This window comes from Saccharopolyspora gloriosae (assembly GCF_022828475.1).
GTDB lineage: Bacteria > Actinomycetota > Actinomycetes > Mycobacteriales > Pseudonocardiaceae > Saccharopolyspora_C > Saccharopolyspora_C gloriosae_A.
Genome location: NZ_CP059557.1, coordinates 3203763 through 3224463 on the forward strand (window position 1 = coordinate 3203763; position 20701 = coordinate 3224463).

At 69.7% G+C, this 20701-nt stretch carries 16 protein-coding genes and 2 pseudogenes; 9 read left to right on the forward strand and 9 right to left on the reverse strand.

Translation table 11 applies throughout. From position 1 onward, the window contains the following. Complete coding sequence (locus H2Q94_RS30515) at positions 1-1020, reverse strand: GMC oxidoreductase (protein ID WP_258718697.1); 1020 nt, start codon at positions 1018-1020, stop codon at positions 1-3. Then, positions 945-1553: pseudogene (locus H2Q94_RS13690) on the reverse strand (GMC family oxidoreductase N-terminal domain-containing protein); the annotation flags it as partial. The pseudogene H2Q94_RS13690 and the gene H2Q94_RS30515, both read right to left, overlap by 76 nt. Positions 1554-1686: 133 nt before the next feature. On the opposite strand from H2Q94_RS13690, the gene H2Q94_RS13695 reads away from it, so the two are divergent. Continuing rightward, positions 1687-2175 (forward strand): GbsR/MarR family transcriptional regulator, encoded by a 489-nt coding sequence (locus H2Q94_RS13695; RefSeq protein ID WP_243795156.1) that lies wholly within the window; start codon positions 1687-1689, stop codon positions 2173-2175. A gap of 93 nt (positions 2176-2268) precedes the next feature. Here H2Q94_RS13695 and H2Q94_RS13700 read toward each other — a convergent pair whose 3' ends face one another. Further along, positions 2269-2784 carry an Lrp/AsnC family transcriptional regulator gene (locus H2Q94_RS13700; protein WP_243795158.1) on the reverse strand — a complete coding sequence of 172 codons (516 nt, stop codon included), beginning with the start codon at positions 2782-2784 and terminating at the stop codon, positions 2269-2271. A 109-nt stretch (positions 2785-2893) separates the two neighbouring features. Here H2Q94_RS13700 and pdhA point away from each other — a divergent pair. From pdhA to H2Q94_RS13715, 3 genes and pseudogenes are all read left to right on the forward strand, one after another. Next, positions 2894-3978: pseudogene (gene pdhA / locus H2Q94_RS13705) on the forward strand (pyruvate dehydrogenase (acetyl-transferring) E1 component subunit alpha). 1 nt (position 3979) lies between these two features. Continuing rightward, positions 3980-5005 (forward strand): alpha-ketoacid dehydrogenase subunit beta, encoded by a 1026-nt coding sequence (locus H2Q94_RS13710; protein WP_243795159.1) that lies wholly within the window; start codon positions 3980-3982, stop codon positions 5003-5005. Further along, a complete protein-coding gene (locus tag H2Q94_RS13715) occupies positions 4998-6416 on the forward strand; it encodes a dihydrolipoamide acetyltransferase family protein (RefSeq protein WP_243795160.1) in 1419 nt (472 codons plus the stop codon). The genes H2Q94_RS13710 and H2Q94_RS13715 overlap by 8 nt, the downstream gene beginning before the upstream one ends. Positions 6417-6706: 290 nt before the next feature. Here the strand turns inward: H2Q94_RS13715 and H2Q94_RS13720 are convergent, their stop codons facing one another. Next, on the reverse strand, positions 6707-7555 hold the full coding sequence (locus H2Q94_RS13720; protein ID WP_243795161.1) for a phosphotransferase: 849 nt from the start codon (positions 7553-7555) through the stop codon (positions 6707-6709). 408 nt (positions 7556-7963) lie between these two features. Here H2Q94_RS13720 and H2Q94_RS13725 point away from each other — a divergent pair, with 408 nt between their 5' ends. Then, positions 7964-9877 carry a thiamine pyrophosphate-binding protein gene (locus tag H2Q94_RS13725; RefSeq protein WP_243795162.1) on the forward strand — a complete coding sequence of 638 codons (1914 nt, stop codon included), beginning with the start codon at positions 7964-7966 and terminating at the stop codon, positions 9875-9877. 19 nt (positions 9878-9896) lie between these two features. Here H2Q94_RS13725 and H2Q94_RS13730 read toward each other — a convergent pair whose 3' ends face one another. The 4 genes from H2Q94_RS13730 to H2Q94_RS13745 all read right to left on the reverse strand — a co-directional run bounded on the left by H2Q94_RS13730 (position 9897) and on the right by H2Q94_RS13745 (position 15154). Then, complete coding sequence (locus H2Q94_RS13730; protein ID WP_243795163.1) at positions 9897-11726, reverse strand: Hsp70 family protein; 1830 nt, start codon at positions 11724-11726, stop codon at positions 9897-9899. 249 nt (positions 11727-11975) lie between these two features. Then, positions 11976-13277: a cytochrome P450 gene (locus H2Q94_RS13735; RefSeq protein WP_243795165.1), complete on the reverse strand. Its 1302-nt coding sequence runs from the start codon at positions 13275-13277 to the stop codon at positions 11976-11978. Between the two features lie 131 nt (positions 13278-13408). Continuing rightward, positions 13409-14425, reverse strand: coding sequence for a glutathione S-transferase family protein (locus tag H2Q94_RS13740; RefSeq protein ID WP_243795168.1), 1017 nt, complete (start codon positions 14423-14425; stop codon positions 13409-13411). A 162-nt stretch (positions 14426-14587) separates the two neighbouring features. After that, positions 14588-15154: a PadR family transcriptional regulator gene (locus H2Q94_RS13745; protein ID WP_243795171.1), complete on the reverse strand. Its 567-nt coding sequence runs from the start codon at positions 15152-15154 to the stop codon at positions 14588-14590. 83 nt (positions 15155-15237) lie between these two features. Between H2Q94_RS13745 and H2Q94_RS13750 the strand changes: the two genes are divergently transcribed. Beyond that, a complete protein-coding gene (locus tag H2Q94_RS13750) occupies positions 15238-15663 on the forward strand; it encodes a nuclear transport factor 2-like protein (RefSeq protein ID WP_243795173.1) in 426 nt (141 codons plus the stop codon). A 311-nt stretch (positions 15664-15974) separates the two neighbouring features. On the opposite strand, the gene H2Q94_RS13755 is transcribed toward H2Q94_RS13750, so the two are convergent. Further along, positions 15975-17228, reverse strand: coding sequence for a flavin-containing monooxygenase (locus tag H2Q94_RS13755; protein ID WP_243795175.1), 1254 nt, complete (start codon positions 17226-17228; stop codon positions 15975-15977). 481 nt (positions 17229-17709) lie between these two features. On the opposite strand from H2Q94_RS13755, the gene H2Q94_RS13760 reads away from it, so the two are divergent. Genes H2Q94_RS13760 through H2Q94_RS13770 form a run of 3 tightly spaced genes read left to right on the forward strand, consistent with a single transcriptional unit; the run spans position 17710 to position 20632 of the window. After that, on the forward strand, positions 17710-18816 hold the full coding sequence (locus H2Q94_RS13760) for a FecCD family ABC transporter permease (protein WP_243795177.1): 1107 nt from the start codon (positions 17710-17712) through the stop codon (positions 18814-18816). Beyond that, complete coding sequence (locus H2Q94_RS13765) at positions 18813-19622, forward strand: ABC transporter ATP-binding protein (protein WP_243795178.1); 810 nt, start codon at positions 18813-18815, stop codon at positions 19620-19622. The genes H2Q94_RS13760 and H2Q94_RS13765 overlap by 4 nt, the downstream gene beginning before the upstream one ends. Continuing rightward, entirely contained in the window at positions 19598-20632 is a 1035-nt protein-coding gene (locus H2Q94_RS13770) for an ABC transporter substrate-binding protein (protein WP_243795179.1), read from the forward strand. The genes H2Q94_RS13765 and H2Q94_RS13770 overlap by 25 nt, the downstream gene beginning before the upstream one ends. Positions 20633-20701 lie beyond the last annotated feature (69 nt).

A 20701-nucleotide genomic window follows, 5' to 3' on the forward strand; every position in this document is an offset into this window, starting at 1 on the left:
TCAGTCGAGCCGGTCGGCCATCAGCTCGCCCGCCATGATCGCGGTGAGGTTGGTGTTGGCCCTGGGTACGGCGGGGAAGATCGAGGCGTCGATCACCCGCAGGTTGTCGAGTCCGAGCACACGGCAGGACGGATCAACCACGGTGTCCGGGTCTCCCGGTGCGCCCATCCGGCAGGTGCTGGTGCCGTGCTGCGCGTCCCCCGCCGTGGCCAGCAGGTGGGCGTCCAGTGCCGCATCGTCGTCGAGCGCGGCGAACAACGCCTCGTTGCTCTGCGCCGGTGGTTTCGCGGTGATCGCGGCGGTGTCGGCGTGCTCTGCCAGTTCGATGAGCGTGCGCACGCCGTCGCGCAGCCGGGACAGATCCCGGTCGTCGGAGAGCATTCGCTCGGCGACGTCCGGTTGCGTGGTGGGGTCGGCCGAGCTCAGGGTCACCGCCCCGCGCGAATAGGTCTGGTTCACCCACACTCCGAACGCGCCCGAGCCGGCGTCGGCGCCCGCCATCGACAGGACGTTCTGGTTCAGCGAGGTGAGCAGCATGTCGTTGCCGTCCGCGCCGCCGCCGGTGTAGCGGACGCACACGTTGGTGTGCCGGGCGTCCGGCGTGCGCACGGTGGCGTCGTCCGTCAGCGCGAGCGTGACCAGCGCGATGGGATGGTCCTGCAAGCCCTGGCCGACCGGTAGCTCCGCGCGCACGTCGATTCCCAGCGCGTTCAGCTGCGCGGCGGGTCCCACTCCGGACCGCAACAAGATCGTGGGAGAGTGGATCGCTCCCGCGCACAGCGCGATCTCGTCGGCGTATTCGATGCTCCGTCCGCCCGTTCCGACGACGTGGACCCCGACGGCGCGGTCACCGGAGAACGCGACGCGATCAACGAGCGCATCTCCCGAACCGTCAGATTCGCCCGCGCCCGCGCCGGTTCCAGGTAAGCGTCGTTGACCGAGATCCGGCGACCGGCCCGGGAGTTGATCGGATACGGCGACACACCGGTGGCTCCGGGTGCGTTCACGTCTGCGGCCCACGGGTACCCGGCCGACAGCGCGGCGCTGGAGAGCGCGGCATCAACGGCGCCCCACTCGGCGGACGGCGTCCGGTGGATCGGCGTCGGACCATCCTGGCCGTGGTACGGCAGGTGGCCGAATTGTTCGTCGTCTTCCAGTTTCGCGAAGTACGGCAGCACCTCATCCGGCGACCAGCCCGCGGCGCCCCAGCGCACCCATTCGTCGAAGTCGTCCATCGGGGGACGGATCGCGATCTGGCCGTTGATCGCCGAGCTGCCGCCCGCCCCTCTGCCGCGCCAGTACGGCGCCGGCGCTTGCCGCTCGGTCCGGGTGGCGTGCAAGCCCGCCCACACCACCTCGGCGGTGGCCGTCGGATCGGCCAGCGCGCGTGCCGGGTTCGGGCTTCGCCACACCTCCGGCGTCTGCGCGGACCGGTGGTCGGGACCGGCTTCCAGCAACAGCACGCGTTTGCCGCGCTCGGCGCAGCGAGCCGCCAGGGCCGCGCCCGACGACCCCGCGCCCACGACGATCAGATCCCAGCCCTGTGATGCCATGGCGGCCTCCGCTGCTGATGTGAGCGACCGCGTCTCTGGTGGGCCTCGGGTCGCGCTTGCTGGGTATCGTGGTTCGAGCTGAAAGTTCAGTCAATAGTGAACGGTCATTGTTTTGTGAACGGAGGCCCGGACGGTGCCTGCTGAGAACGACGTCGACGGCCCGCTCATCGAGGACTTCGGACGCCACATCGGTGCCGTGATGGGATGGCCTCGGATGGCCGGGCGGGCCGCGGGCGTGCTGATGCTGAACGAAGAGCCCATGACGTCGGCGCAGTTGCAGCGGGCGCTGGATGCCAGCAAGGGCTCGGTCTCCGAAACGACCCGCTTGCTGGTCGACGGCGGAACCGTCGCGCGATTCAAGCAGCCGGGGACCCGGCACTTCGTCTTCCAGTGGCGCGAGGACGCTTGGGTCGGTTGCCTGCGGCACCAGCTCGACCAGACGATGCGGTTGCTCGCGCTGGCAGAGGACGCCCGGACCCGCACCGAACACCTGCCCGCACCCCAGCGGGCACGTGCCCGGGAGATGCTCGAGTACTACCGGTTCATGGCCCGCCGGCTGGAGATGCTTCTTGACGAGTACACCGCCGGGTGGCGCGAACGGCACCCGGGTGGCGAATCGTGAGCGAATGACGGTCCACAATGGAGCAACGTTGCCGTGGAGCGGTTGCGGCGCAACGACTTGCCCGACTCCGGATCGACGGAGCGCGCGGCTTGCTCACGACGTGCTCCAGGGCGAGTGCGACCCCGCGGATTCCTCGAAGATGAGCCAGGTGTGGGTGGCGCGGACGCTGTCGATGGCCTGGATGCGTTCGAGGACGACGTCCCTCAAGGTGGCGTTGTCCGGAGCCCGAACGAGCACCAGCACGTCGAACTCGCCGGAGACGAGGGCGATGTGCTCGACGTAAGGGATGTCGCGCAGCGCGCCGGTCATGTCCCGCCAAGACGGCTGTTCCACGGTCAGCAGCACGTACGCGCTGGTGCCGAGCCCGGCGCGGTGCGGGTCGATGGAGGCCGTGAACCCGGTGAGGACTCCCTCGTCGCGCAGGCGGGCGAGCCGGTTGTGCGCGTTGCTCCGGGAGATGTGCAACCGCTCGGCCAGTGTTCGGACCGAAGCACGCCCGTCCGCCGAGAGGGCTTCGAGGATCGCGTAGTCCACCTCGTCCAATTCGCTCGCCGATCGTCCCGTCGGACGGCGATTTCCGGCCTCACTCGCGGACATGTGGTTCTGCATGAGCCCCATTATGGGGCCGACCGACCTCGAAATCTCTGAGTCGTTGAACTACCGGACGCCGCGTAGCAGGCTCGTTCTGTCAATTGGCGCCGCAAAGTGAGGCTGGTCCATGGACGCGCAGCAGATGCTTCCGACGGCGGATCCGGTGCGGTTCGTGGCCGAAGACGGTGCGGCCGTCGGAACACCGGCCGGGTACGCGGAACCGTCGACGCAGCGGTTGTCGCGCGCCTACCGCCGGATGGTGCTGGGGCGGCGTTTCGACCAGCAGGCCGCGGCGCTGGTACGGCAAGGGCGGTTGGCGGTGTATCCGTCGGCGCTGGGCAAGAGGCCTGCCAGATCGGTGGCGGGCTCGCGATGGAACCGGGCGATTGGTTGTTCCCGACGTACCGGGACTCGATGGCGCTGGTGGCGCACGGCCTCGACCCGGCCGAGGTGCTGGAACTGCTGCGGGGCGGGTGGCATTGCGGTTACGACCCGTCGCAGGTGCGGGTGGCGCCGCAGTGCACGCCGCTGGCCACGCAGACTCCGCACGCGGCGGGACTGGCGACGGCGCTGCGCCGCAACGGCGGTGGCGAAGTGGTGCTGGCCTTCACCGGCGACGGCGGCACCAGTGAGGGCGATTTCCACGAGGCGCTCAACTTCGCAGCCGTGTTCCGGGCGCCGGTGGTGTTCCTGGTGCAGAACAACCGGTATGCGATCTCGGTGCCGCTGGAGAAGCAGACGGCCGCGCCCGCGCTCGCCTACAAGGGCGTGGGTTACGGCGTGCCGTCCGAACAGGTCGACGGCAACGACCTCGTGGCGGTGCTGTCGGTACTGGACAAGGCCATGGCCCGCGCACGAGCCGGCGACGGTCCGACTCTGGTCGAGGCCCACACCTACCGGATCGATGCGCACACCAACGCCGACGACGCCACCCGCTACCGCACCGACGACGAGGTCGCGCGGTGGCGTGCGGCCGATCCGCTCGCCCGGCTGGAAACGTACCTGCGCGACAAGGGAGAGCTCACCGACGCGGATGTGGAAGCGGCGTCCGCCGCCGCGGAGGAGTTCGCGGTCGCGGTCCGCGCGCGGATGAATCAAGAGCCGGTGGTCGACCCGCTGCACCTGTTCGATCACGTCTACGCCGAGCCGACCCGGCAACTCGCCGCGCAGCGCGCGTTCCTGGCCGCCGAACTCGCCGAGCAGGAGAACTGACATGGCACCGTCCACGATGGCTCAAGCGCTCAACGCCGCCATGCGCGATGCGCTGGAGGAAGACGACGCCGTGCTGGTCTTCGGCGAGGACGTCGGCCCGCTGGGCGGCGTGTTCCGGGTGACCGACGGGCTGAGCCGCGATTTCGGCGAACAGCGGTGCTTCGACACCCCGCTGGCCGAGGCCGGGATCGTCGGGTTCGCCGTCGGCATGGCCATGGGCGGGTTCCGGCCGGTGGTGGAAATGCAGTTCGACGCGTTCGCCTACCCGGCCTTCGAGCAGATCACCTCGCACGTGGCGAAGCTGGCGAACCGCACGCGCGGGCGGGTCCGGCTGCCCATGGTGATCCGGATCCCCTACGGCGGCGGTATCGGGGGAGTGGAGCACCACTGCGATTCGAGCGAGGTCTACTACACCCACACCCCGGGCCTGCGGGTGGTGACGCCCGCGACCCCGCAGGACGGGTATGACCTGCTGCGCGATGCGATCGAGTGCCCTGACCCGGTGATCTTCTTGGAGCCGAAGAGCCGTTACTGGGCAAGGGAAGCAGTGTCCTTCGAACGCGGTTCTCCCGCTTTGGACCGGGCCGTGGTGCGGCGTCCCGGCACGGACGTCTCGCTGATCGCTTACGGCCCGATGGTGGCCACTGCGCTGGCGACGGCCGAGGCGGCGACGGAGGAAGGCTACGACGTGGAGGTCATCGACCTGCGCAGCCTCGCACCGTTCGATGACGAGACCGTGACCGCCTCGGTGCGCCGCACCGGTCGTGCGGTCGTCGTGCACGAGGCCGCCCGCTTCTGCGGTTACGGTGCCGAGGTCGCGGCTCGGGTCAGCGAACAGTGCTTCCACCACCTGCACGCCCCCGTCACCCGGGTGTCCGGCTTCGACATCCCTTATCCCGCGCCGAAGCTGGAAAAGCACCACCTGCCCGGAGTCGACCGCATTCTGGACGCGATCGACCGGTTGCAGTGGGACGACCAAGTCGCGCTGCCCGTCGGCGCGGTGCAAGGAGCGCGCCACCATGCCTGATTTCCTGCTGCCCGATCTCGGCGAAGGCCTCACCGAGGCTGACATCGTGGCGTGGCACGTCTCAGTGGGCGACGAGATCGCGGTTGATCAGGTGGTGGTCGAGGTGGAGACCGCCAAGGCCGCCGTGGAGGTGCCGGCACCGTTCGCCGGAACCGTCGCGGCATTGCACGGCGAACCGGGGGCCACCCTCGAAGTCGGTGCGCCCCTGCTCAGGATCGACCAGCCGGTCACCGGCGAGGGATCGAACCCGTCGGCGGGCTGGGACGAACCCGGCGTCGTCACCGGTCGCGAGCCGTCGCATCACGATGGCAGCGGCAACGTGCTGGTCGGATACGGCACCTCCACCACCCCGCGCCGCAGGCGGGGCCGCCGCAACGGCCGTACGGCGACAACGGCGGCCGCACCCGCCGGGCGAAGTCGCGAAGCGGACGTGAACCAGGTGTCCGCGGTCATCTCGCCGCTGGTGCGCCGGCTCGCGCGCGAACGAGGATTGGACGTCACCCGGATCAGGGGCAGCGGGGAAGACGGCATCGTGCGCCGAGCCGACGTCGACGCGGCCTGCGCTGCCGCACCGTCACCCACGACCGAGCCGGAGTCCACGACGGCACCGGAATCAACGACGCCACCGGAGCCCACGACCGCACCGGAGTCAATGACGCCACCGAAGTCCACGACGGCACCCGACGATGAGCCGACTCGCATCGACGCGCGCAGCGCCGAGGTCGGCGACCGCCGCATCCCGTTGCGCGGGCGGCGAAAGGCCGTAGCGGACAAGATGACGCTCTCGCGCCGCGAGATCCCGGAAGCCACGGTCTGGGTCGACGCCGACGCCACCGAACTGGCCGCCCTCCGCAAGGAGATCAACGACCACGCCCCGGATCAGCGGGTGTCCCTGTTGTCGCTGATCGCGCGATTCACCGTGTCCGCGCTCAAGAAGTTCCCCGAACTGAACTCCCGGGTGGACGGCGACGAGATCGTGCTGCGCGGTCCGGTCCACCTCGGCGTGGCGGCTCAAACCGACCGGGGGCTGCTCGTCCCGGTCATCAAGGACGCAGGCGAGCTGTCGGCCCGCCGGCTATCCGAGGCCATCGCCGTGCGGACCGAGGCAGGACGCGCGGGCACGTTGCAGCCTGCTCAGCTCACCGGGAGCACCTTCACCATCAACAACTACGGGGTCTTCGGCGTCGACGGCTCGGCGGCGATCATCAACCATCCCGAGGCGGGCATCCTGGGCATCGGGCGGATCATCGAACGCCCGTGGATCGTCGACGGCGAACTCGTCGGCCGATCCATCTGCCCGCTCACCTTGGCCTTCGACCACCGCGTCTGCGACGGCGGCACGGCAGGCGGATTCCTCCGCTTCATCGCCGACTGCATCGAAGCACCGGCCCGGGCGCTCGCGGAGATCTAGCGCGCCGGACTCGCCACGGTCTCGCCGGTCGCGTCAGAGGTGTCTCGAATGGCGACGACACCGCACGGCGGCGGTCGAGACCTGCGACGGATCGCCTGCTGCGCCGATTCGTGCTGATCGCATCCGCTGGTGGGCGAGTCCGACCGAGTTCGCCGTCCTGGTCGTTGTCAGCGCGGGAGTGGCATCCACCGGCGTCCCAGCATGCGCGGGTCACCGACGCCGCCTCGGCGGCCGGCGGTGCGACCCGGTTCCCGGCGGTCAGCCCTCCACAGGTCCGGCTCGTGTCCGCCTCACTCATCGGCGAGCGCGTCGATGATCATCTGATGACCCTGCCGCTCGAATCGTTCGTCGCCGACTCGGTGAGCCCAGACCGCGGTACCGATGGCTTCGCGGATCTGGTTGCGCCGCCATGCCGCCGATTCCCGCGGATCCGTGCCATAGCCCTCGAAGAACGCGGCCTCGAGCGCGGCGTGCGCCCGGAACTGCTGTGCCGAGAGCCGAGCCAAGTCGGTGAACGCCGGACGCAGATCGGCGCGGCCGAAATCGATCGCACTCACCGTTGCCCCGCACATCAGCCAGTTGCGGGGCTGCCAGTCACCGTGCGTCGGTACCAGCCTGCTCGGTGGTGCCGGCCACGATTCCACGACGGAACGGAGCCGGGCGGCGACATCGGGGGCGATCCGATGGGGCTCGTCCAGCCACCGCAACGACTTCTCCTGCGCCCGCGCCTCGAACCCGGCGTCGTCGCAGCCCTCCTGATCGTGCAAGCGCGCGAGCAGTTCGCCTGCCTGCCGGTAGGTCTCCGGCTGGTGCTCGGCGTCGGTGCCCTCGACGAGTCTTCCGGGCAGGTACCGGGTCACGAGCAGCTTCGCCGCGGCATCGGTTCGGAGGACCTCCGGCGCCCGGCCGAGGGCGGTCCAGGGCCGCAACCAGTTGTGGTGCGCCCTGATCTCCCGAGCGATGTGATGATCGTCGTCGCCGCCGGCCTTGAGGATGTAGTGCTCCCCGTTGTGCCGGAGTTCGAGCACGGTCGTGCCGACCAGACCCCAGCTGTGGTCGACGACGACCTCCGCAGCGGGCAGCCACGTTCGTACGAGATCTTGTTGCCGAGGCGAGAGCCCGTCGATCCTTTTGTCCACGGCCCCAGGCTACAACCGGCGCCGGCCGATGAGTTCCACAACGCGCAACGATCAATGTCGCGTCGGCGATTGCCCGCGGGGACCTCGATCGCCGTTTCTTTCCATTCGGCTTACAGCTTCGCAACGTCCTGTTATCTTCGAATCTTCGCTGCCAGGTGGATCTTCGGCCTGCGTGGGCGGGTCGGGGGCCGACACGGCGAGCGACCGTCGCGGGGAGACGAAGCGTGCCGATGATCGCTGAACTCGCCCGGCGTTCCGGCCGCACCCGAGCACACCCCGACGGGCAGCTGCGGAAGCGGCGCCGACGCGGGGGATTCCTTCGGCGCCGCAACGGAAAAGCCACCTGCCGTCGCAGTGCCTCACTGCACCACCGGGGCTCACGACTCGATTCTCGAGGAGGAGAACAAGGTGACCGAAATCGATCACGAACAGTCCGCTCAGTGGCTTCCGATCGACCAGGAGAACAACTCCCGGATGGGTCGGGACATCATCTTCGACTATCTCAAGACCGCGGGTGTGGACCGGCTTTACGGGGTGCCCGGGACCAACGAGATCCCGCTCATCGACGGCACCGACGTTCCGGAGAACCGCGTCAAGTACGTGCCCTGCCTGCACGAGAACATCGCCCTCGGCGCCGCGATGGGATATGCGAGACACCGGCGGACCGGCACCGGCGACGTGGTGCCCGGTGTGGTCGGGTTGCACGTCACCCCGGGGGTCGGTCACGCGCTCGGCAACCTCTTCAACGCGTTCCGGTCGAACATCCCGCTGGTGGTGTTGTGCGGACAGCAGCACAGCAACCTCCTCATCCAGGAACCGTTGCTGGGGTCGGACCTGGTTCAGGTCGCCCAGCAGTACACCAAGTGGGCCTACGAGGTCCGCGGCCCCAACGAGATCGGCATGGCCATGCAGCGCGCGCTGAAAACCGCGCTCACCCCACCGATGGGGCCGGTCTTCCTGTCGATCCCTTGGCAGTTCCTGCTGGAGCAGGGCGCCGATCCGCAGCGGGGACGTTTCACCCGGATCGCCGGGGATTTCCACGCGCAGCCTTCCGAACTGGACAAGGCCGCCGATTTCCTGGCCAGGTCGCGGAATCCGATCATCGTCGCCGGTGACGGCGTCGGCGAAGCCGGGGCGTGGCGCGAACTGCAGGACCTGGCGACGGCCATCGGCGCACCGGTGTACAACGAGCAGCTCAGCAGCTACCTCAACTACCCCCACCACCTGGCCCATGCGCGCGGCGAGCTGCCGAGCGTTCAGCAGCAGGTCAGGCAGGTTCTGGGGCGGAAGGACTCGGAGACCGTGCGGGACACCGTCTTCTTGTGCGGGTTCAACGCGCAGGCGCAGCTGGTGATCTACAACTGGGACGACGGCCCGTTGATCCCCGCGCATCTGACCCAGGTCTACCTGCACAACGATCCGTGGCAGATCGGCAAGAACCACTACGGGGCCGCGGCGCCGCTGGGCGACATCAAGGACGCATTGCCCAAGATCACCGCGGCGATCAAGACCCATCCCCGGTACGACGCGGGGCATGTGGACGCCCTCAACGACGAGTTGGCGCAAGAGGATCGGGAACTCGCGGGAGAGTTCCAGCAGCGGGCGAAGGAGATCCCGGACCAGGGCATCGCTGCGGCGACGCTCGTGGACGCGCTCAACGCGGCTCTGCGGGACCACTCGATCCGGCTGATCAACGAAGCCTGCTCGGACACCGCGGATTTCCAGCAGGGACTGTCCTTCGACGCTCCGAGCAGCTACATGTCATCCGAAGGCGGCTCGCTGGGGTACTCGATGCCCGCCAGCCTCGGTGTCGCGGACGCGGTGTTCGGGGCCGGTGGCGAGACATCGGAGGGCAAGCGGCCCCTCGTGGTCAACGCGGTGGGAGACGGATCGGCGCTGTTCTACCTGAACACGTGGTGGACCGCGGTCAAGTTCCAGCTCCCGGTGCTGTACCTGATCACGAACAACAAGCAGTACAAGACGCTCCGGGTCGGATTGGACGTGCTGCGCAAGTCCTACGACTGGGACCCGAGCGGGGCGACCGAGTACCTCGAACTCGACGGAGATCCCCAGCTGTCGTTCGTGGATCTGGCAGCGGGATTCGGCGTCGACGGCTGCTTGATCGAATCCGCGACGGACCTGGAGCAGGCGCTGTCCAAGGCGGTTCAGGTGGTCAGCGGGGGGAAGCCTTACGTCGTGGAGGTGCTCACCGACCCGGATCTTCCGGACACGGGCGAGGTCGACATCAGCGCGAACGGTCGTCTCAGCACCTCGCGGGGGAACGTCGCCGAACGGGCCATCTGGAACTTCGGTCCCGCTTGACGACGTCGGTCGCGGTGGGTCAGCGCAGTCCGGTGCAGGGGGTGGCGTCGGCGTCCTCCGCTGCGCCGGGCTCGACCCGGACGTCGGACAGCGTGATGTCCATGCGCCGTTGGGAGTAGATCAGGAACGGGGTGTTGACCTGCTTCGGGTCCAGGCCGGCCGAGGTGAAGCAGGACAGCGGGATCTTCATGGTGGTCCGCTGTTGCACCGGCAGGTCGCCGAACAGGTCCGTGGCCGGGAGTTCGGCGGCGCACGGGTGGTGGCAGTGCATCGCGATCTTCGTGTAGCCGTCCGTCGGCGGTGCGTGCAGCGTCGTGTCGAAGACCAGCGCGCCCCCGTGGTCCGCGTAGGACGTCAGGTCGATCGATGCCTCGGGGTTGCCGGTCTGCAGGTAGACCTGTGCGGGCTTGTCGTCGGTCCAGGCCACTCGCAGGCCGTCGTCGCCCGGGTCGGGGGTGGCCGAGATGTGCGGCGGGTGGTCGGCGCCGGTCGGGGACAGGGCGGTGCCGCTCCAGGAGGTGTCGGAACCGATGTATCCGCTGAACGGTTCCACGGCGTTGCCGTCGTAGAGCGGTAACGGGCCGCTCGGCGCCCCGGAACCTGCGGTGGCGAACAGCGCGACGGCCGCCCCGACGACGAGCACCGCGGCCGCTGCGATCGTCGGTACGAGCCACTTTCGGCGTGGGGACGCCCGCAACGGGACCTTCATCCGGGTCGTGGGTTCATCGGCGGCCGGCTCGACGGCGGCCGGCTCGGCGGCGGGGACGACAGCGGGAGGCGGTGCGGCGGCGGGCCGGGGGCGTGCGGAGATGAGGGCGGCGCCGAGGGCGACGGTGAACTTCGGATGCAGCGTCCCCCGCACCGGCTTGTTGAACTCCTGCCCGACCATTTGGGCCACCAGCGGGACGCGGGACGAGCCGCCGGCCAGCAGGATCGCCGACAGGTCCTCGACGCGCAGGCCCGCCGAGGCCGTGGTGCGGTGCAGGGCTTCGATGGTCAGCTGCACCGAGGGCCTGATCATCTCGTTGAATTCCACGCGCGTGATGGTGACCTCGCGTGGCCCGGAGGGCAGCGGGACGGACAGCCGCACGTCCGGTTCGGCGGACAGCTCCTCCTTGGCGTGCACGCACAACGCCTGGATCCTGGTGAGCGCGGCGGCCGTCTGCGGGTCGGCCGCGTCCAGTTCGCTGATCGCTCCGTCGAGGCGCTCGTCGATGTGGGCCGTCAGCACCTCGTCGAAATCGATGCCGCCCAGGTGCTCGATTCCTTCCGGTGTACCGAGAATCTCCATCCGTCCGGACCGCATCCGCAGGATGGTGGTGTCGAACGTGCCGCCGCCGAGGTCGTAGACGGCGACCACCTCGCCATCGCCGAGCCTGCGCTCGCTGGAGTAGTGGGTCGCGGCCGCTTCGGGCTCGGTGATGAGGTCGAAGTCCTTCACGACAGCCAGCCGGGGGACTTCGGTGAAGTGTTCGCGCCGGTACGGACCCCAGATCGCCGGGTGCGTCAGCACGACCGAATCGGGCGGACCGCCTGCGATGGAGTGCACGGCGGCGAGCACGTCGCGCAGTTGCGCGGCCATCAGAGCGGCGGGGGAGTAGCCCGAACCGCCGAGCATCACCGAGGTCGGATCGCCGAGGCGGCGTTTGAAGTTGCGTGCGACCAGCTTCGGGTCGGCGACGGAACGCAGCGCTCGCTCGCCGGTCAGCAGCGCGCCGCCAGGAGCGGGGTAGGCGACCGACGGGACGATCATCCCCGGGGACATCTGCACCATTCGGGTGCCGTTCGGCCCGCTGATCGCGGCTGAGGTGAACGAAGTTCCGAGATCGATGCCGACGCTGTAGCGCACTATGCGTTCCCCTTCACACCAGTGAAGATAACCGTGGTGCGATCAATCGTATGCGGCGTTCGGGGCGCGGAACGCGAATAGCACATGACTGCCCGCCACTTTGCCCTTTCGGGAAAGTGACGTCGAAATCGTTGCTCCTGCTCGCCGTTCGGGACGGGTCTGTTCAGGTGTGGCGTCGCACCCGTTCGGCGGCCACGCGCACGCGGGCGTGGCCGCCGCCCTTGCGGCGCATCCGGTGGATCGCTCGCGTTAGTCCCAGGACACCGGAAGCGAGTGCACGCCGTACACGATCATCCCGGTGCGCAGCCCGATCTCGTCGGCTGCGGCGTCGAGCCGCAGGCCGGGCAGCCGGGCGAGCAGTTCGGACAGGCCGATGCGCAGCTCGACGCGGGCGAGCTGCTGCCCGAGGCACTGGTGCACGCCGTGGCCGAAGGCCAAGTGGTGGTTGCGCGTACGACTCAGGTCGAGTTCGGCGGGATCGGTCCACTGGTCGTGGTCGCGGTTCGCCGCGGGCAGCGAGATCATGACGGTGTCCCCGGCCGGGATGGTGATCTCGCCGAGGACGAGGTCTTCGACGGCGACCCGGACCGGGCCGGTGTGGATGACCGACAGGTAGCGCAGCAGTTCCTCGACCGCCGTGTCGATGCGGCCGGGATCCGCGCGCAGCGCCTCGAGCTGCTCCGGGTGTTCGAGCAGGGCGAAGGTGCCGAGGGCGAGCATGTTGGCGGTGGTCTCGTGGCCTGCGCCGAGCAGCATCGTGGAGAGGTCGACGAGTTCCTGGTCGGTCAGCGGCGGATCCGCGTCGCCGTGCACGAGGCCGGAGATCAGGTCGTCGGTGGGGTGCACTCGCTTGTCCGCGACGAGGCCGCGCATGAACTCGTGCAGCCCGGCCTGCGCGTGCAGCCGTGCCTCGTCGCCGGCGTCGAGGTTCACCGCGACCGCGGAGCGCTCCTGGAACTCGGCCCGGTCCGCGTAGGCCACGCCGAGCAGCTCGCAGATCACCAGCGACGGCAACGGCAACGCGAACGCGGGCACCAGGTCGGCCCGCGAACCGGCGGCGCGCATCGCCTCGATGTGCTCCACGGCGATCTCCCGGACCCTGGCCTCCAAGGCGCGCATCCGACGGACGGTGAACTGTCCGACCAGCAGTCGGCGCAACCTGGTCTGCTCGGGCGGGTCCATGAAGATGAACCTGCCGTCGGTGCGTGGCCGATCGGTCACCGGGCAGCCGCCGTGGCCCGCCGCCGCGGTGGCGCGCTGCTCGGCCACCTGGTGCGGAGTCAGCTGCATCGCGTTCGGGTGCCGGTGGGTGTCCGCGCTGAACCGGTCGTCGGTGAGCACCGCCCGCGACTCGGCGAAGCCGGTGACCATCCAGATCCGCGCACCGTTGAGCAGTTCCACCTGCGACACCGGTCCGTGCGCGTGCAGCCGGTCCAAACCCGGCGGCGGAGCGAACGGGTCCTCGCCGCGCAGCAGGACTTCCGGTGGCAGTGGCCGTTGGATCAGCCGGTCGGGATCGGTGGCGGCGGACCGGTCGCTGGTCGTGCTCATCAAGATCCTTTCGTCGTGGAGCCACGGCCCGTGTCGCCCGGACGCTGGTAGCGGTCTGGTCCGATGACCTCCGCTGCCTCAGCGGCGGATCGGCTCAGTTGCGGTCTTCGGACGCTTCGGCGGGACGCGGCTCATGGCGAATCCGCGGGCTTCGGCAGTGGCGGCACTCGTTCCGATTCCGGTGGCGGCCCCGGCGGTGCGCCGTCGCCGAAGGGGCGGCCGCCGAGCCGTTCGCGGCCGTGCGGGGTGAGCCAGCCGGAGACGTCCGGTCCCTTCGGCACGATCCCGGTCGGATTGACCTCCGCGTGAACCCCGTAGTAGTGCTGTTTGATCTGTTCGAAGTCGATCGTGTCGCCGAAACCCGGCGTCTGGAACAGATCGCGGGCGTACGCCCAGAGCACGGGCATCGCGGCGAGCGTCGACCGGTTGCACTTGAAATGCCCGTGGTAGGCCGCGTCGAACCGGGCGAGCGTGACCCACAGCCGCACGTCGGCCTCGGTGATCGTGTCGCCGACGAGGTACCGCTGCCCGGCGAGCCGCTCGGACAACGCGTCCAGGCGTGCGAACAGAGCGTCGTAGGCCTTCTCGTAGGCCTGCTGAGCCTTGGCGAACCCGCATTTGTAGACGCCGTTGTTGACGTCGTGGAACACCTGGTCGGAGACCTCCGCGATCTCGTCGCGGTGCTCGGCGGGGAACAGGTCCGGGGCGCCCTCGCGGTGGTGCGCCGTCCACTGCGTAGCCAGGTCGAATTCGAGGTCCTGGTAGGCGTTGGTGACGACTTTCCCGCTGGAGACCTCAACGACGGCGGGCACCGTCACGCCCTTGTCGTAGCCGGGGATCGCGTTCTCGTAGGCCTCGCGCAGCCACTCGATTCCGAGCACCGGATCGACGCCACCGGGGTCGTTGTGGAAGCGCCAGCTGCGCTCGTCGTGCAGCGGACCGGCGATGCCCAGCGAGATGACCGGTTCCAGGCCGAGCAGTCGCCGGACGATGACCACCCGGTTCGCCCACGGGCACGCCCGCGCGGCGATCAGGCGGTACCGGTTCGCTTCGACCGGCCACGGAGAGGAGCCGTCCGCGGTGATCCGCTCCTGCACTCCGAGCGGCTCGCGGACGAACTCGTCGGTCGACGACTGCGGCGCTCCCATGACGATCAGGGCTCCCTCGCGGTTCGGTGATCGGATGTCCGGCTGGGCGGTACCGACAAGACGAAGCTCGAACGACGATACTGAAACAGCTTCGGTTCGTCCTCCTTCGCCACCATCGACGGCCAGGTCGATCTCGGCCGTCCCGCCTCGACGGGTGGGCCGTCACCGCGCGTCGACGCTCGTCCTGGCGCGCAGGACCGAGATGGTGCGCTCGCACCAGTCGCGGTTCTCGGCCTCGAACACCCGTCCCCGCAGGCACGTCAGGTAGGGACCGATCCGGGCGGCGCGAGCCAAGAAGTCCGCTTCGTCGAGGTCGCCGCGCATCGTGCGCAGGAGTCCGTCGAACAGCTCGACCTTCGCTCGCGCGGACGCCGCCCGTTCCTCGAGCCGGCTGATCAGCTCGGCCGGGTCGACCGAGTCGGCCGCCGCGACCTTGACCAGGAGGTCGTCGCGGATGAACGACGGTTTCGACGGGGTGGCCGCGAATCGTTGCAGCTCAGCCGAACCCTCGTCGGTGACGGTGAACAGGCGCTTGTTCGGGCGGGCCTCCTGGACGACCTCGCGGCCCGCGATCAGCCCTTCCCTCTCCAGCTTCGCCAACTCGGCGTAGAGCTGCTGGGGCAGCGCGTGCCAGAAGTTGGCCATGCCGACGTCGAACGCCTTGGCCAGCTGGTACCCGCTGCGCTCGCCGTCCAGCAATGCCGCGAGCACCGCATGTCGCAGAGCCATCCGAACTCCTCCCTGGCCGCGGTGGCCGACTCGACACTATAGTCAACTTTCTGAGTAGTCACATCGTTGACCAAGGAGTTCGGGTGGACACCATCGAGCGCTTCCGCGCCGCAGTGGAACAAGGCGACGCCGACGCACTGGAGCCGCTTTTCGCCGCCGCGCCGCTGTTCTTCAGCCCCGTCAAGTACCGGCCGTTCGAAGGGCGGGAGCTGGTGCTCGCCGTCTTCGGTGTGCTGCTGCGCCGTGTGTTCGAGGACTTCCGCTACGTCGGCACCCTCAGCGGCGAGGCGGAGACCGACGCGGGTGAGGACACCGACTCGCACGTGCTGATCTTCCGGGCGACGGTCAACGGCAAGCAGATCCACGGCATCGACCTGATCCAGCTCGACGAACACGGCCTGATCTCGGAGTTCACCGTCATGGTCCGGGCACTGAGCGCCGTCACCGCGCTCGGCGAAGCCGTGCAGGCAGGACTCGTCGCCGAAGGTCTGGTCCCCGCCGACGCGTGACTCCGGCGGGATGATCTGAGCGGTGGGGCGGGTGGCGGAACCGCAGTGGCCTTTCGCTGCGGTTCCGAGTGCCCTTCACCACGTGCGCGATCATGCGTCGTGCACGCCGTGACGAACGTGTGCGGCTCCCACGTGCCCAGCATTCCCACCTCCGCCAAGGCGCCGGTCGTGGTGCCGTTGGCCGTGCCCGCCGCGGTCTTGTGGGGGCCGCGGACACCGGCGCGGCTCCGGTTGTCGGGCCTGCTAGGTCGCGTGCGGAGTGATGTCCGCCGGGCGATCCGCTGCCGCCGCGGGGAAACGGGCGTGGACGTTCAGCCGATCCGGGCGGCAACGGTGGCGCACGGGCAGTCCGGAGCGTGCTCGACCGGCAGGAGACCGGGGCGGCGGAGTCGGCGGCTGATCGCCTTCGCGGTGGCCCGCGCCTCCAGCCCGGCGTAGCGCAAGTGCCCGCTCGGATGGTTGGTGAAGCCGACGAAGTGCAGATTCGGCGCCTCCGGCGCGGTGTGCTCGCCGCGTGCGACGGGCGTGCCGCGCGGGGTCAACACCGGAGCGGGTCCCAGCATCCGCTCCAGCCCGCAGCGGTAACCGGTGGCGGCGACGATGTCGTCCGGGCTGATCCGGGTTCCGTCGGTCAGGACCACCTGACCGCGATCGATCTCGGCCACGGCCGCGACCGGCTGCACCCGCCGTCGCCGGACGGCATCGACGACACCGCGGTCGTGCACGGGACTGACCTCGTCCCGGCGGGCGCGGGTGTAGAGGCCCTCGCGCGCACGGGGCAGCCCGTGCTCGGTCAGATCCGGCAGGGACATGCGCTCGAACGTCGTGGTCAGCAGGTCCGCCGCGGAAGTGGGCAGCTTGTCGACGGCGATCCCCAGCCGCTGCAGGCGATCGGATGACGTCGGCACGATGTTCGGCGGGGTGCGCACCGCCCACCAGACGCGGGCCGCTCCGCGGTCGGCCAAGGCCACCGCGATCTCCGCTCCGCTGTTGCCCGCCCCGGCGACGAGCACTGAGCGGCCCTCGTACGGTCCGGGACTCCGGTAGTTCGCCGAATGGACCGCCGACCCGGAGAAGCCGTCCAACCCCGGCCAAGCCGGGAGGTGCGGAGCGCGGTTGAGCCCGGTCGCCACGATCACGGTGTCCGCCACCGTGGTGGTGCTGCCGCAGCAGAGTCGCCAGGAGCTCACCACCCCGTCGCGCTCGATCGCCCGGAGTCGGTCGACCGGAGTGTTCAGGCGGACGTCGAGGTCGTGGTGGCGCGTGTATTCCTCCAGGTATCGCACCAGGTCGTCGCGCGCGACCCAGCGCCCGCAACCGCGCGGAATCCGCATGCCGGGCAGTGCCGAGAGCGCCCGCACGGTGTGCAGTCGCAGGTGGTCGTAGTGCCCGCGCCAACTCGCCCCGATCCGCCCGGAGCGCTCGAAGACGGTTGCGGGGACACCTCGGCGGCCGAGCTCGGCGGCGACGGCCAGGCCGCTGGGGCCGGCTCCGATGATCGCGACGGGACTCGCGCGGCGGTCGGCGCGCTCGCAGGCGCAGTTCGGGTGAACGGCACTTCGCACGTGGCTCTCCTTGATCGGGGACGTTCCCCGGTATCTCGACCACGAGCGGCGCCGACTGTCGGCCGCGACGATCGATTCACTCGCAGGACCCACCGGCCAGGTGAAGCGCCTCGACCAGCGGGGAGCCGCGTTCGGCGGATGACGCGCTCATTGCCCGCGACGGTGAAACGGTGCCGCTATTCGGATGGTGAACTGTGTTCCTGGTTTCTCGCCGCGTATTCGACGATTTCTCAGAACCTTCGGGAGTTTCAGGACTTCGCCGGGAATCATCGTGTGACCCGATCAACAGCGATCTCTTTCCGGAAAATCGACATTCCGGTCTACGATCGTCCGGAACACGTGACGGATGAGGGAATCCGATGAGATTTCGGAGCGGTCGCGCCACTGTGACCGGGGACCCGAACAGGTGCCCGGCAGCCAGCCCCCTCCCCGTCGCACCAGCCGCTACCCGGGCCGCGCAAGTCCGAGGAGGGTCGTCGCAGTGCCGCCACGTCTCGTTCGCCCGCAGCGGGAGAGCGCGCCCGGAAAGGCCGCTGCGCACCCGCGCGGCCGGCTCCAGACGCTGCGCACACCGCTGATCACGCTCGTCCTGCTGGCGTTGCTGCCGGTGAGCATCGGGCTCTCGACGGCGTTCGGCGCCGAATCGCTCCCGCAGGCCCAGGTGGCCGATGTGCTGCTCAGCAGGCTCACCGGTGCCGTGCCCGCCGACTTCGTCTACGACACGATCGTCTGGAACCTGCGCCTGCCGCGTGCGCTGCTCGCGGTCATCGTGGGCGCGGGGCTGGCGCTGGCGGGAGCGGCCATGCAGACGCTGGTGCGCAACCCGCTGGCCGACCCCTACCTGCTGGGCGTGTCGTCCGGAGCCGGTGTCGGAGCCACCGCGGTGATCACGACCGGCCTGTTCGCCGGGGCCGGGATCTGGGCGTTGTCGGCGGGCGCGCTGGCCGGGGCGTTGTGCTCGTCGCTGCTGGTGTTCGCCATCGCCATCGCGCAGGGCGGACTCACCCCGCTGCGGCTGGTGCTGATCGGAACTGTGCTGGGCTCCGCGTTCTCGTCCATCGCTAGCTTCCTGGTGTTCCGCAGCGCCGACCCGGCGGCGGCGCAATCCGTGCTGTTCTGGCTGCTGGGAAGCCTCGCGGGGGCGGATTGGACGCAGCTGGCGCTCCCGGCGACCGTGGTGCTGCTGGCGGGGATCGCGCTGCTGGCCGGAAGCGGCTGGCTCGACGCGCTCGCCACCGGGCCGGACACCGCGGCCGCGTTGGGCGTTCCGGTTCGGGGCTTGCGGATCGCGCTGTTCGGCGGGCTCACCGTGCTCGTCGGAGTGCTGGTCGCGGTCTCCGGTGGCATCGGATTCGTCGGTCTCGTCGTACCGCACGTGGCACGGCTGATCGTCGGTGCCCGCCACCGCGCGCTGCTGCCGGTGGCGGCCTTGGCCGGGGCCGTCTTCCTGCTGTGGGTGGACGTCGCGACGAGAGTTCTGGTGCGGCCCACCGAGATTCCGCTCAGCGTCGTCTCCGGCCTGATCGGCGCACCCGTGTTCCTGATCCTGCTGGGACGGCGCCGCTACTCCTACGGCGGGGCGTCGTGAGCGCGCCGCTGCGGGCGCAGGGCCTGCGGTGCTCGCTCGGCCGCCGCACCGTGCTCACCGACGTGTCCCTGACCGCCGCCACCGGTGAGACCATCGGCATCGTCGGGCCGAACGGCTCCGGCAAATCGACCTTGCTGCGGGCGCTCGCGGGAATCCTCCGCCCCACCACCGGCGAAGTGCTGGTGGACGGGGCGCCGCTGAACGGGTTGACGGCCCGGCAGCGTGCGCAACGGGTGGCTTTCGTGCCGCAGGAAGAGGACCTGCCCGCTGACTTCCTGGTCGGCGAGTTCGTCGCGCTCGGCACCACTCCTTACCGCGCGCCCTGGTCCGGTGGCGGCGACACCGAACGGCGGATCGTCGCGGACGCGCTGCACTCGGTGGACCTGTCGGGTTTCGAGGATCGGCCGGTGGATCGGCTCTCCGGCGGGGAACGGCGGCGCGTGCTGCTGGCTCGCGGATTCGCTCAGCGGACTCCGCTGCTGCTGCTCGACGAACCGACGAACCACCTCGACGTGCACCACCGGCTCCAGCTGCTGCGGATGGTCCGCGCCTCCGACCGGACCTGCGTCCTGAGCCTGCACGACTTGAGCCTCGCCGCCGCGACCTGCGATCGGATCCTGGTGCTCGACGACGGCACGGCTCGACCCGCCGGTCCGCCGGAGGAGGCGCTGACCCCGAAGGTCGTGCGCGACGTGTTCGGCGTCGAAGCGACTCCCGTGGTGCATCCGCGCACCGGTAAGACCCATCTGCTCATCGGCGATCCACCTACCGAGGACGAATCTTGCGACGACGTATCCGGGCACTGATCTCCGTCACCGCGGTGACCTTGCTGGCTTCCTGCGGTACCAACGCGCCGGGAACATCGCAAGGCTCCTCGGTGACCGTCTCCAACTGCGGCGCTCCCGCGGAATTCCCCGCTCCCGCGCAACGCCTGTTCGTCAACGACAGCAACATGATCTCGATGCTGCTCGCCCTCGGCGCCGAGCAGCAGATCGCCGCGGTGTCCAGCCTGCAGCAGGACGCCGACACGTTGCGCCGCCACTACGGACCCGTGGTCGACGAACTGCGGATCGGTGCACCGGAGAAGCCCTCGCGCGAAACCGTCCTCGCGCAACGCCCGGACGTCATGGTGGCGGGCTGGAACTACGGGTACAGCGAGGCGAACCAGCTCACCCCCGACACCCTGCGCAAGCTGGGCATCGCGCCGTACGTGCTCACCGAGAGCTGCAGGCAACCCGGCGGCGGCTCCGCGCGCGGCGTCGTGGAGCCGTGGCGGGCGCTGCACGAGGACCTGGCCAACCTCGGCGCCATCACCGGACGCACCGCGCAGGCCGATCAGATCACCGTCGACCTGCGCACCCGGCTCGATGCGCTGCGCGCCGCACCCCAGGCGCCGGAGCCGCCGACGATCTTCGTGTTCGACAGCGCCAGCGACACGGTGTTCTCCAGCGGGAACTTCGGTGGCCCGCAGGCGATCGTGGACGCCGCGGGAGGCCGCAACGCGCTCGACGACGTCCGGGACACCTGGACGAAGGTGTCGTGGGAACGGGTCGCGGCGGCCGATCCCGATGCCTTCGTGTTCGTCGACTACCCGCCGCAGACCTTCCAGGAGAAGGTGGCCATGTTGAAGGCGCGTCCGGGCATCAACCGCCTCCGCGCCATCACCGAGGGACGGTTCCTCAACCTGCCCTACGCGCTCTGGACGTCCGGGCCGCTCAACATCGATGCCGCCGAACAGGTCCGCAAGGAACTGGAGAAGTGGAACCTCGTACCGCCGTCGTCGATCGAACCCCGATTCAACGATCGCGTGGGTTGAGGACGGCCGCCTGCGTCCGTGCGGCCGCCTGACCGAGGCCGAGGACCGCGAGCGCGTTGTCCTTGAAGA